Here is a 12,705-nt window from a genome sequence, read left to right as displayed (position 1 = left end):
ACGCCCCACACTCGGTCTCAGGCCCTGCCCGCCCTGCCCTGCACTGCCAGCCTCGGCCGACGGCCTACCTCCGGCGGGCCACCTCGGCGGCATCCTTCTTGAAGGCCCATTCCATCTTCGGTTCCATGACGAACCGGAAGGCGCGCTGCACGGGTGGCGTGCACAACGCGGTGATGACGGACATGGCGATGACGGTGACGACGATCTCGCCCCAGGGCGTGTGCACCCAGTTCACGTCGTACCAGTCCCAGAAGCGCGAGCCCTTCGCCAGGAACCCGTGCAGCAGATACCCGTACAGCGTTCCGGCGCCCAGCGCGGTGAACCAGAGCTTGCGCCCCGGCACCCAGGCGAAGAAGCAGGCGGCCAGGACCGCCGAGCAGCCGAACATGGCGAGGGTCATGACCGCGCCGGACCAGCCGGGCGCCGCCAGTTCCTGGGCGCTGTCGCGACGGTAGAACCAGGCCGCGTTCATCCGAGGCGCCGCCCAGTAGGCGAACAGCAACGCGCTCGCGAACACCGGCACGGCCAGCAGCCGCGCTTCCTTGCGCCGCACGAGCTGGAAGTGCTCAGGCTTGAGGCACAGCCCGAGCACGAAGAACGGAAGGAACTGCAGCACGCGCTGCAGATCCAGGTCGTCCCCGATGTCCGGCGAGACGGACGCCAGGACGGCGATCGCGAGCGACAGCGGCAGCGGCCAGCGGACGACCTTCCAGAACGGCGTGGACAGCCGCCACACGAACAGCGCGATCAGGAACCAGGTCAGGTACCAGGGATCGAGCAGGCTGATCGGGTAGTCGGGGTCGCCCCCGGCGGTCCGCTTGAAGAACGTGTACGCCACCTCGAAGACGACGTAGGGCACGGCCACCCCGGTGATCAGCCGCTTCAGCCGGCCCGGGCTCGCGTCGAAGGACCGCGAGAAGTAGCCGGAGATCACGATGAACGCCGGCATGTGGAACGCGTAGACGGTCATGTAGAGCGCGGACGCCGCCCGGCTGTCACCGCGCAGCGGCTCCCAGGAATGTCCCATCGCGACGAGCACGATCGCCAGGTACTTCGCGTTGTCGAAGAACGCGTCCCGCGCCTTGCCGGGCTTCTTCTCCGCCGCGGCGGCGGGCGCCGCGGCCGTGCTGCCCGTGGAGGGTGCGGCGGCGGCGCGCTGGTCCGGCAGTGGGGCTCGCTGCGCCGCGAGCTGAAGTGGTTCGCTCATGATCCCTCCCAGATGGAACCTCGACTCTCGTCTTCGCGTCTTCTCTGGTTTACGGGATTCATGTGGCGGCGAGACATCTCAGGCACCGTAGTCACCGATTGCGGCGCACGTAAACCTGTGCCGGACATGGGTGGTGTCTGTCACACGCCCGTGGAACGGTCCGGCTGCCCCTTGACCGGCCGCGTATGAATACGGGACAAACAGGCTGGCAGATCCCCGCCCTCGGCACGCCCCCGGGCCCGGTAGGCACTGGGCGTTTCCCCCACCAACTCGGTGAACCGCGAGCTGAACGACCCCAGCGACGTACACCCCACCTCGAAGCACACCTCGGTCACCGACAGGTCCCCCCGCCGCAGCAACATCTTGGCCCGCTCGATCCGCCGGGTCATGAGATAGCTGTACGGAGTCTCCCCAAATGCGGCACGAAAGCTCCGCGAGAAGTGCCCCGGAGACATCAACGCGGTCTGCGCCAGAGCGGCGACATCCAACGGCTCGGCATACTCCCGATCCATCCGGTCCCGGGCCCGCCGCAACCGAACAAGGTCCTGCAAATTGGTCACGCCACAACAATCCCACGCACCGCGCCGCCCCGACGGCGAACCGCAACTCCGGAAAACACCAAGTGGCCGACGGCGCCCGTCATCAGACGTACCCCGCTCATTGCCAGAGCCAGGCGGGCGCAACCATCGGCCGGTCCCCGAGCTTGCCAGCACCCGAGCACCTGCCGACATCCAACCGAGACCGCCGTCCACCGGTCAAAGCGGTTTCCGGCGGCATCCGCCCCGTCTGGACGACGCCGCCCCGTCGGCCTCCCGGCGACCGCTGGCAGCGGCACTTGGCAAGCCCCTGGCCCCTGCCCGCGCTGACCGCCCTGGCGATCGAATACGCCCGCCGTTCCTCGTCGGATCTAGCTCAGCGGGTAGCCGATCTCCGTGAGCTCCTCGGCGAGATCGGCCAACGTGATCTCTGGATTCAACGCGGTGACGACCGAGTCGCTCAGAGGACGGGACGCGAAGATGTGGGACACCGCCGTCAACGCGACCGGAACCTCGTAGTAGTCCTCGGCCCACCTTTGAAATGCCTCCGGGGAGCGGTCCACGAGCAGCTCGAAGAGGGATCCCGCGCCGTCAGGGTCGTCCGACTGCCCATCGGGGTACTCGATCCTCCCCGTCTTCCAGACCGCATCCTTCGTTTCCCGCCACACGCATGCCGTGACGGCGGGCATCTCGTCCTCGTCGCAGAACGCGGGCTCCTCGACACACGATCGGAAGACATCGGGGACGTCGTCGAGCACTCCCGGCCAGGGCCCGTCCTGCGCGTAGGGACTCATCGGTGATTCATGGGCGAACCCGCGAACATAGGCGCCGGCGGGGGAGAAGACGATCGAGAACTCGTCGCCCGACCCGTCCCGCATCGAGGCCATCGCTTCTGTCCCTGACCATCGATCGTCGAAGGAGTGGTACCGGTCCTCCCACTCAGGGCTGAGGATGGCCTCCAACACGGCCAAGGAACGGCAGTGCTCGCGGAGCACGGATATCTCGGGCAACTGCCGAGCAACGTCTTGAACGGTCACTCACGCATCCAAGCGCACCCCTCTGACGTACGGCCATGGAGCCCAAAGGGCCCGGCGTCCGCGCGCAGTTGACCCCGCCCGCGGAAACGCTCCAACACCCTGCCCACAGGCCGTCCCGCAAACGCAAAAACCCCGCCGTCAGCGTCTCCACTGATGACGGGGTCTTTTAGGCACCTCATCCAAGGTGCCCCCGGCAGGATTCGAACCTGCGCACACGGCTCCGGAGGCCGTTGCTCTATCCCCTGAGCTACGGGGGCGTGCGCCGCGCTGTGCGTGGCGACGGGTAGAACACTACCAGCTTGCTCGGGGTCCTCAGGAACAGGTTTTCCGAGGTGGCGGAAGCCGGCGGTGGGCGGTCGGAACGGGGAGCGGAGGGGGGTCGTGTCCCCTGTACGGGGCGGAAGTGGGGAAAACCCGGACGCGGTGGCCGGTGCGGACCTACTCTCGAGTTGTGCCAGGCGCCACCGGCCGGGTCCTTGTCGTGGATGACAACAAGGTGATCCGGCAGCTGATCAGGGTCAATCTCGAGCTGGAGGGCTTCGAGGTCGTGACCGCGGCCGATGGTGCCGAATGTCTGGAAGTCGTGCATCAGGTGCGGCCGGACATCGTCACCCTCGACGTCGTCATGCCGCGCCTCGACGGCCTGCGTACCGCCGCGCGGCTCCGCGCCGACGCCCGTACCAGTGACCTGCCCATCGTCATCGTGAGCGCCTGCACCCAGTACGAGGTGGAGAACGGGCTGGACGTCGGCGTCGACGCCTTCCTCGCCAAGCCCTTCGAGCCCGGTGAACTGGTGCGCGTCGTAGGACAGTTGAGGGAGCAGGGGAGGACCGCCCGCCGCAGCGGCGCCGACCGTGGCGGTGAGGGAGGAGCCGGTGACGGCTCCGGGCCGTCGCAGCCGGAGAACGGCGACGGTTCCACCGGGCGGGCCCCCCGCACCGCAGACGCCTGACCCGGCACGGCACGGCAGGCCAGGGCAGGGCGCTGCCGAGCGCGGCCCAGCCCACGGCGCCCACCCCCCACCGATGCCCCGACCCGGCACCGAGCGACCCGGCACCACGAGGCCCGGCCCAGCCCAAGGCGCCCCCACCCCGTCCGCATCCCGGACCATCCGCGTAACCGACTCGCCTACCCACCCCCCTCCTCCCCTACGCTTGCCCTGTGACGCCCGCCGACCTCTCCCGCACCGTCCTGCGCGCCGTTCGTCGCGCGGTCGACGACGGTGCGTTCGGTGTGGTCGAGGGCGGGGCCGTCGACGAGGCCGTCGCGCGGGTCGTCGTCGAGCGGCCGCGGCCCGGCGGGCACGGGGACTACGCCACGAACGCCGCGCTGCAGATCGCCAAGCCCACCGGCCGGCCCCCGCGCCAGATCGCCGAGGTTCTCTCCGAGCGGCTGACCGGCAGCCCGGGCATCGCGGCCGTCGACATCACCGGGCCGGGATTCCTCAACCTCACGCTCGCCCCTGCGGCCGACCTGAGCCGGACCCTCGTCGCCGACATCCTGCGCCGGGGCCACGCCCACGGGCACGGCGACGCACTCCGCGGCGACCGCCTCGACCTGCGCGTTCCGGACGAACTGCGTGCTGAGGCCGTCGCCGACGCCGTCGAGCGGATCGCGCGGAGCCAGGGCGCCGAGGTCCACCGGGCACCGGCAGCCGCGTCCGGCGACGCCACCCTGCGGCCCGTGCCGGTCGCCCGTCCCGACGAGCTGTTCGCGCTCCTCGGCCGGGACACCGCCCGCTGGGCCCTGCTCCACCCCGCCGCGCACGACCACCCGCGCACCGCCACCGCCGAGGACCGCGCGGCCCTCCTCGCGCAGCGCGAGACGAACCCGCTCTTCCGCGTCCGGTACGCGCACGCCCGCACCCGGGCCCTCACCCGTAACGCCGCAGACCTCGGCTACCGCAGCGAGCCCGGTGACATTCCCGGCCACGACGACCTCGTCGCCGCGCTCGCCGAGTACCCCCGCATCCTGCTCTCCGCCGCCCGGCACCGAGCCCCCGACCGGCTCGCCCGGCACCTCGTCGTCGTCGCCGACGCGCTGCCGCCCGCCCTCGACGACGTCCTGCCCCTGGGCGGGGAGAAACCCTCGGCCGCCCATCGCGCCCGGCTCGCGCTCGCCGAAGCCGCCGGGACGGTGCTGGCCGGCGGCCTGACCCTGCTCGGCATCGACGCCCCCGTACACGTATGAGCATCCCGAAGAGAGCGCAACCGCAGCCATGAGCCGTTCCGCACACCCCGCAGGCCCCCGGCACGCCGACGTCCTGCCCGAAGGGCACTACGCCGCCCCGCCCACGGACCTCAACGTCCTCGACCCCAAGGTCTGGTCGCAGACCGTGGCCCGCACCGCCGACGGCGGCACCACCGTCGGCGGCATCGAGGTCGCCCGGCTCGCCGAGGAGTTCGGCACCCCGGCCTACTTCCTCGACGAGGCCGACTTCCGCGCCCGGTGCGCGGCCTGGCGCGACGCCTTCGGCCCCGACGCCGACGTGTTCTACGCCGGGAAGGCGTTCCTGAGCCGGGCGATCGTGCGCTGGCTGCACGAGGAAGGGCTCAATCTCGACGTCTGCTCCGGCGGCGAACTGGCCACCGCGCTCGCCGCCGGCATGCCCGCCGAGCGCATCGCCTTCCACGGCAACAACAAGACGGAGGAGGAGATCGAGCGCGCCGTCTCGGCCGGCGTCGGACGCATCGTCCTCGACTCCTTCCAGGAGATCGCCCGCGTCGCCCACATCGCCGACGGGCTCGGCAAGCGGCAGCGCGTGCAGATCCGGGTGACCGTCGGCGTCGAGGCCCACACCCACGAGTTCATCGCCACCGCGCACGAGGACCAGAAGTTCGGCATCGCGCTGGCCGGGGGACAGGCCGCGGAGGCCGTGCGGCGGGCGCTCAAGCTCGACGGGCTCGAGCTGATCGGCATCCACTCCCACATCGGGTCGCAGATCTTCGACATGGCCGGCTTCGAGGTCGCCGCGCGCCGCGTCGTCGGGCTGCTCGCCGAGGTGCGCGACGAGCACGGCGTCGAACTCCCCGAGATCGACCTCGGCGGCGGCCTCGGCATCGCGTACACCAGCGACGACGACCCCCGCGAGCCGCACGAGATCGCCAAGGCGCTCGACGAGATCGTGACGCGGGAGTGCGAGGCCGCGAAGCTGCGGACCCCGCGGATCTCCGTCGAGCCGGGGCGCGCCATCGTCGGGCCGACCGCGTTCACCCTCTACACCGTCGGCACCGTCAAGCCGCTCGACGGCCTGCGGACCTACGTCTCCGTGGACGGCGGCATGTCCGACAACATCCGTACCGCGCTCTACGACGCCGAGTACACCGTCGCCCTCGTCTCCCGCCGCTCCGACGCCGAGCCCGTGCTCGTGCGCGTCGTCGGCAAGCACTGCGAGAGCGGCGACATCGTCGTGAAGGACGCCTTCCTGCCCGCGGACATCGCGCCCGGCGACCTCATCGCCGTGCCCGCCACGGGCGCGTACTGCCGCTCCATGGCCAGCAATTACAACCACGCGCTCCGCCCGCCCGTCGTCGCCGTGCGCGACGGCGAGGCCCGGGTGATCGTGCGGCGCGAGACGGAGGAAGATCTCCTGCGTCTCGACGTCGGATAAATGAAATATCTGTCTCATCATCCGGACCGGGGGCAGAATCCCCGGTCCGGTAAGTGAGACTGGACCCATCGTAGGGATGTGGTGCGTAGTGCCATGTCGCAGCAGGAGAGGAAACGAGGTCGGATGATGCGTACGCGTCCGCTGAAGGTGGCGCTGCTGGGCTGTGGGGTCGTCGGCTCAGAGGTGGCGCGCATCATGACGACGCACGCCGACGACCTCGCCGCCCGCATCGGGGCCCCGGTCGAGCTCGCCGGTGTCGCCGTGCGGCGTCCCTCCAAGGTCCGCGAGGGGATCGACCCCGCCCTCGTCACCACCGACGCCACCGCGCTCGTCAAGCGCGGCGACATCGACGTGGTGGTCGAAGTCATCGGAGGGATCGAGCCCGCCCGGACGCTCATCACCACCGCCTTCGAGCACGGCGCCTCCGTGGTCTCCGCCAACAAGGCGCTGCTCGCCCAGGACGGCGCGGCCCTGCACGCGGCCGCGCTCGACCACGACGCCGACCTGTACTACGAAGCCGCCGTCGCGGGCGCCATCCCGCTGATCCGGCCGCTGCGCGAGTCCCTCGCGGGGGACAAGGTCAACCGCGTCCTCGGCATCGTGAACGGCACGACGAACTTCATCCTCGACAAGATGGACTCGACGGGCTCGGGCTATCAGGAGTCCCTCGACGAGGCCACCGCCCTGGGCTACGCCGAGGCCGACCCGACCGCCGACGTCGAGGGCTTCGACGCCGCCGCCAAGGCTGCCATCCTCGCCGGGATCGCCTTCCACACGCGCGTACGTCTCGACGACGTGTACCGCGAGGGCATGACCGAGGTCACCGCCGCCGACTTCGCGTCCGCGAAGGAAATGGGCTGCACCATCAAACTGCTCGCCATCTGCGAGCGGGCCGCCGACGGGCAGTCCGTCACCGCCCGCGTGCACCCGGCGATGATCCCGCTGACCCACCCGCTGGCCTCCGTGCGCGGCGCGTACAACGCCGTGTTCGTCGAGGCCGACGCCGCGGGCCAGCTGATGTTCTACGGGCCCGGCGCCGGCGGCTCGCCGACCGCGTCCGCCGTCCTGGGCGACCTCGTCGCCGTCTGCCGCAACCGGCTGGGCGGCGCGACCGGACCCGGCGACTCCGCGTACACGCAGCTGCCCGTCTCCCCGATGGGCGACGTCGTGACGCGGTACCACATCAGCCTCGACGTGGCCGACAAGCCCGGCGTTCTCGCGCAGGTGGCGACGGTCTTCGCCGAGCACGGCGTCTCCATCGACACCGTGCGCCAGTCGGGGAAGGACGGCGAGGCCTCCCTCGTCGTCGTCACCCATCGCGCGGCGGACGCGGCCCTCACCGGGGTCGTGGACGCGCTGCGCCAGCTCGACACCGTGCGCGGTGTCGCCAGCATCATGCGTGTTGAAGGGGAGTAGCAGGGATGACCGGAATGACCCACCAGTGGCGCGGCATCATCGAGGAGTACCGGGACCGGCTCCCGGTGACCGACACGACGCCGGTGGTGACGCTGCGCGAGGGCGGCACTCCGCTCGTGCCCGCGCAGGTCCTCTCCGAGCGCCTCGGCTGCGAGGTCCACCTGAAGGTCGAGGGTGCGAACCCGACCGGCTCCTTCAAGGACCGCGGCATGACCATGGCCATCACCAAGGCCAAGGAGGAGGGCGCGCAGGCCGTCATCTGCGCCTCCACCGGCAACACCTCGGCGTCCGCCGCGGCCTACGCCGTGCGCGCCGGCATGGTCTGCGCCGTGCTCGTCCCGCAGGGCAAGATCGCGCTCGGCAAGATGGGCCAGGCGCTGGTCTACGGCTCGAAGATCCTCCAGGTCGACGGCAACTTCGACGACTGCCTCAACCTGGCCCGCAGCCTCTCCGAGAACTACCCGGTGGCGCTGGTCAACTCCGTCAACCCGTACCGCATCGAGGGCCAGAAGACCGGCTCGTTCGAGATCGTGGACGCCCTCGGCGACGCGCCCGACATCCACGTCCTCCCGGTCGGCAACGCGGGCAACATCACGGCCTACTGGAAGGGCTACAAGGAGTACGCCGCCGACTCGGTGTCGTCGCGCACTCCGCGCATGTGGGGCTTCCAGGCCTCCGGCTCCGCGCCGATCGTGCGCGGCGAGGTCGTCAAGGACCCCTCGACGATCGCGACCGCAATCCGCATCGGGAACCCGGCGTCGTGGCAGCACGCGCTCGCCGCGCGCGAGGAGTCCGGCGGCTTCATCGACGAGGTGACGGACCGTGAGATCCTGCGCGCCTACAAGCTGTTGGCGTCCCAGGAGGGTGTCTTCGTCGAGCCGGCGTCCGCCGCGTCCGTCGCCGGTCTGCTGAAGGCGGCCGAGCAGGGCAAGGTCGACAAGGGCCAGAAGATCGTCTGCACCGTGACGGGCAACGGCCTCAAGGACCCGGACTGGGCCGTCGCGGGCGCCCCGCAGCCGGTCACCGTCCCGGTCGACGCGGCCGCCGCCGCGGAGCGTCTCGGCCTCGCCTGAGCCGCGTCCGGCGCTGACGCCTCGTCAACCGGGCCTGTTCGCATACGGGGTGCACAGGGGGCTTACGACACGCATCGTGCGCCTCCTGTGCGCCCTATGTCGCCACAGAACCTTCCTTCGATAGGCTGTACCGAACCCGCCCACCGCATATGCAGCGGTGCCGCCGTCGTTCCGTCGTTTTCTCTTCTGATTCCGTCGTTCGCGGCCCGGGTGCCTCATAAAACATCGGAAGTCTCGGAAGTTCTCGAAACATCCCGCAGCTCAAGGAGAGTCATCGAGCGATGGCCGGTCCCGCGTTCCGCGCCGCCGCCGTCAGGGTGCGCGTCCCCGCCACCAGCGCCAATCTCGGTCCGGGCTTCGACAGCCTCGGCCTGTCGCTGGGGCTCTACGACGACGTGGTCGTCAGGGTCGCCGACTCCGGGCTGAACATCGACATCGCCGGTGAGGGCTCCGAGAATCTGCCGCGCGACGAGTCCCACCTGCTCGTACGGGCCCTGCGCACCGCCTTCGACGCGCTCGGCGGACAGCCCCGCGGCCTGGAGATCGTCTGCGCGAACCGCATTCCGCACGGCCGCGGCCTGGGCTCCTCGTCGGCCGCCATCGTCGCGGCCGTCGTCGCCGCGCGCGCCGTGACGATAGGCGGCGACGCCCGCCTCGACGACGCCGCGCTGCTGGAGCTCGCCACCGAGATCGAGGGCCACCCGGACAATGTGGCGCCCTGCCTGCTCGGCGGCTTCACCATCGCCTGGATGGAGAGCGGCGCGGGCCGGGCGATCCGCCTGTCCGCCGCGGATTCCATCGTTCCGGTGGTTTTCGTCCCCGGGAAACCCGTCCTCACCGAAATGGCGCGAGGACTTCTGCCGCGCAGCGTCCCCCATGTGGACGCGGCGGCCAACGCGGGCCGGGCGGCCCTGCTCGTCGAGGCCCTCACCCGGCGCCCCGAGCTGCTGCTGCCGGCCACTGAAGACCGACTTCACCAGGAGTACCGCGCTCCGGCCATGCCGGAGAGCGCCGCCCTCGTGGAGCGGCTGCGGGCAGACGGTGTCCCCGCAGTGATCTCCGGGGCGGGACCGACGGTCCTCGCCCTGGTGGAGGACGGCGCGGCCGACAAGGTCGCCCGGCTGGCCGGAGAGGGGTGGGCGGCCAATCGCCTGGCCCTCGACGTCGACGGAGCGAGCGTGCTGCCGCTTGGCTCCTGACACACGGTTGCCGGATGAGAGAGGGGGAATGTTTGTTGGATCCGGTAGTGTTAACCTCAAACCTGCACCCGACCCCACCATGGCGAGGTGCTGTGTGTCCCCGTCCGGGACAACCATTCTTCCGGGAGCCTCCCCAGCAATTCATCGCGATGCCGTCGCCTGTCGACAGCTCGCGCTGAACGTTGCCGAGCTTGCTCCGGAACCGGCGTGACCGAGCCGCGTGACACGGAAATTCAGTGCACCCGCGGAATCCGGAATCGCTGCCACCAATGAATTCTTCCGCCTCATCGGCGGACAACCGCCCCGGCACGGTCCGTACCGAGAGGACCACCGCCGGACAGCACAACCGGTCGCCGAGCCAGACAGGCCGACGTCCGCTCCAGGGAAGGACCCTTCGTGAGCGACACCACCGATCTGATGGGCGTGACTGCCGACAGCTCCGCTGCCGCGCCCGCAGCGTCTGCAGGGGACACCTCTGCTACGCCTGCCCGGCGGCGCCGCGGTACCGGCCTCGACGGCATGGTGCTGGCCGAGCTGCAGCAGGTCGCATCGGGCCTCGGTATCAGGGGGACTGCGCGGATGCGCAAGAGCCAGCTGATCGAGGTCATCAAGGAGGCGCAGGCCGGCGGCGGAGCCCCGGCGAAGAGCGCCGACACCGCCGAGGCCAAGCCGAAGCGCCGGGCCACCTCGAAGGCCCGTACCGGCGACGAGTCCGCGGTCGACGCCAAGGCGGAGAAGGCCGAGTCCGGCGCCGCCAAGGCCGACAAGGCCGAGGGTGCTGCCAAGGCGAAGAAGTCCGACGCCCAGCAGCAGATCGAGATCCCGGGCCAGGGCGCCGGGGACGAGCAGCCCGCCGGTGAGCGTCGGCGCCGGCGCGCGACCGCCGAGGCGGGCAGCCCGGAGACCGTCACCGCCGAGGCCAAGAACGAGTCCAAGCAGGACGGCCAGGGCGACGGCAACCAGGACAACGGGGGCAACGAGGGCCGGCGCGAGCGCCGCGACCGTCGGGACCGCGGTGGCCGCGACCGTGACCGCCGGGGCGGCAAGGGCGACGGCCAGGGCCAGGGCCAGGGCAACAAGGACCAGGGTCAGGGCGGCGGCAACCGCCAGCAGCAGGGCGGCCGCCAGGACCGGAACAACGGTCCGCAGGACGACTTCGACGACGAGGCGGGCGGCCGTCGTGGCCGTCGCGGGCGCTACCGCGACCGCCGTGGCCGCCGCGGCCGCGACGACGACTTCGGCAACGAGCCGCAGGTCTCCGACGACGACGTCCTGATCCCCGTCGCGGGCATCCTCGACATCCTCGACAACTACGCCTTCATCCGTACGTCGGGCTACCTCCCGGGTCCCAACGACGTCTACGTCTCGCTCGCCCAGGTCCGCAAGAACGGCCTGCGCAAGGGTGACCACGTCACCGGTGCCGTGCGCCAGCCCAAGGAGGGCGAGCGCCGCGAGAAGTTCAACGCGCTGGTCCGCCTCGACTCGGCGAACGGCATGGCGGCCGAATCCGGCCGTGGGCGCCCGGAGTTCAACAAGCTGACGCCGCTGTACCCGCAGGACCGGCTCCGCCTGGAGACCGACCCGGGGGTGCTCACGACCCGCATCATCGACCTCGTCGCGCCGATCGGTAAGGGCCAGCGCGGTCTGATCGTGGCCCCGCCGAAGACCGGCAAGACCATGATCATGCAGGCGATCGCCAACGCGATCACGCACAACAACCCCGAGTGCCACCTGATGGTCGTCCTGGTCGACGAGCGTCCGGAAGAGGTCACCGACATGCAGCGGTCGGTCAAGGGCGAGGTCATCTCCTCGACCTTCGACCGTCCGGCCGAGGACCACACCACGGTCGCCGAGCTCGCCATCGAGCGTGCCAAGCGCCTGGTGGAGCTGGGCCACGACGTCGTCGTGCTGCTCGACTCGATCACCCGTCTGGGCCGCGCGTACAACCTCGCCGCCCCGGCCTCCGGCCGCATCCTGTCCGGTGGTGTCGACTCGACCGCCCTGTACCCCCCGAAGCGCTTCTTCGGCGCCGCGCGCAACATCGAGGACGGTGGCTCGCTCACCATCCTCGCCACCGCGCTCGTCGACACCGGGTCCCGCATGGACGAGGTGATCTTCGAGGAGTTCAAGGGCACCGGCAACGCCGAGCTCAAGCTCGACCGCAAGCTCGCCGACAAGCGCATCTTCCCCGCGGTGGACGTCGACGCGTCCGGTACCCGTAAGGAAGAGATCCTGCTCGGCAGCGACGAGCTCGCGATCACCTGGAAGCTGCGTCGCGTGCTGCACGCGCTCGACCAGCAGCAGGCGATCGAGCTGCTGCTCGACAAGATGAAGCAGACGAAGTCCAACGCGGAGTTCCTGCTCCAGATCCAGAAGACGACGCCGACGCCGGGCAACGGCAACGACTGACCGTCGTACGTCCTTCAGGGCCGGGCCCCGTCGCGCATGCGGCGGGGCCCGGCCCTTTTGTGCCGGTCTCCGGAGACCTTCACCACATGCATAAGAATTCGGGCCCTTTGTGAAGCATGTGGCGGGCATCGACGAAAGTGCAGGTGGGAGGGGTTAGGGACCTTGGTCCCGTTACGTTCCGTGAGGACGCGTGCTCGCTGCGGACACAGTTCCCTGTG

At 70.5% G+C, this 12,705-nt stretch carries 10 protein-coding genes and 1 tRNA gene; 7 read left to right on the top strand and 4 right to left on the bottom strand.

The annotated features are described in order from the left end of the window. Window positions 1-64: 64 nt before the first annotated feature. From ABZ930_RS01780 to ABZ930_RS01765, 4 genes are all read right to left on the bottom strand, one after another. Window positions 65-1,207 (bottom strand): acyltransferase family protein, encoded by a 1,143-nt coding sequence (locus ABZ930_RS01780; protein WP_361539785.1) that lies wholly within the window; start codon window positions 1,205-1,207, stop codon window positions 65-67. 140 nt (window positions 1,208-1,347) lie between these two features. Beyond that, window positions 1,348-1,767, bottom strand: a complete 420-nt coding sequence (locus ABZ930_RS01775) for a helix-turn-helix transcriptional regulator (RefSeq protein WP_361539783.1) — start codon at window positions 1,765-1,767, stop codon at window positions 1,348-1,350. Window positions 1,768-2,114: 347 nt separating this feature from the next. Continuing rightward, window positions 2,115-2,780: a hypothetical protein gene (locus ABZ930_RS01770; protein ID WP_361539780.1), complete on the bottom strand. Its 666-nt coding sequence runs from the start codon at window positions 2,778-2,780 to the stop codon at window positions 2,115-2,117. A gap of 185 nt (window positions 2,781-2,965) precedes the next feature. Beyond that, a tRNA-Arg gene (locus ABZ930_RS01765) sits at window positions 2,966-3,037 on the bottom strand. Window positions 3,038-3,231: 194 nt separating this feature from the next. Between ABZ930_RS01765 and ABZ930_RS01760 the strand changes: the two genes are divergently transcribed. The 7 genes from ABZ930_RS01760 (at window position 3,232) to rho (ending at window position 12,487) form a co-directional block, all read left to right on the top strand. Continuing rightward, a complete protein-coding gene (locus ABZ930_RS01760) occupies window positions 3,232-3,732 on the top strand; it encodes a response regulator (RefSeq protein WP_361539777.1) in 501 nt (166 codons plus the stop codon). 209 nt (window positions 3,733-3,941) lie between these two features. Continuing rightward, window positions 3,942-4,970 (top strand): ArgS-related anticodon-binding protein NrtL, encoded by a 1,029-nt coding sequence (nrtL, locus tag ABZ930_RS01755; protein WP_361539774.1) that lies wholly within the window; start codon window positions 3,942-3,944, stop codon window positions 4,968-4,970. Between the two features lie 28 nt (window positions 4,971-4,998). Continuing rightward, complete coding sequence (lysA, locus tag ABZ930_RS01750) at window positions 4,999-6,390, top strand: diaminopimelate decarboxylase (RefSeq protein WP_361539771.1); 1,392 nt, start codon at window positions 4,999-5,001, stop codon at window positions 6,388-6,390. A gap of 123 nt (window positions 6,391-6,513) precedes the next feature. Continuing rightward, window positions 6,514-7,806 (top strand): homoserine dehydrogenase, encoded by a 1,293-nt coding sequence (locus tag ABZ930_RS01745; protein WP_361539768.1) that lies wholly within the window; start codon window positions 6,514-6,516, stop codon window positions 7,804-7,806. A 14-nt stretch (window positions 7,807-7,820) separates the two neighbouring features. Next, window positions 7,821-8,879, top strand: a complete 1,059-nt coding sequence (thrC, locus tag ABZ930_RS01740) for a threonine synthase (RefSeq protein WP_361540350.1) — start codon at window positions 7,821-7,823, stop codon at window positions 8,877-8,879. Window positions 8,880-9,160: 281 nt separating this feature from the next. Then, window positions 9,161-10,078 carry a homoserine kinase gene (gene thrB, locus ABZ930_RS01735; RefSeq protein WP_361539765.1) on the top strand — a complete coding sequence of 306 codons (918 nt, stop codon included), beginning with the start codon at window positions 9,161-9,163 and terminating at the stop codon, window positions 10,076-10,078. Between the two features lie 396 nt (window positions 10,079-10,474). Continuing rightward, on the top strand, window positions 10,475-12,487 hold the full coding sequence (gene rho / locus ABZ930_RS01730) for a transcription termination factor Rho (RefSeq protein WP_361539762.1): 2,013 nt from the start codon (window positions 10,475-10,477) through the stop codon (window positions 12,485-12,487). Window positions 12,488-12,705 lie beyond the last annotated feature (218 nt).

The organism is Streptomyces sp. NPDC046716 (assembly GCF_040645755.1).
Taxonomy (GTDB): domain Bacteria; phylum Actinomycetota; class Actinomycetes; order Streptomycetales; family Streptomycetaceae; genus Streptomyces.
The sequence above is the reverse complement of the archived record's forward strand: the minus strand, read 5'-3'. Positions and strand labels throughout refer to the sequence as shown.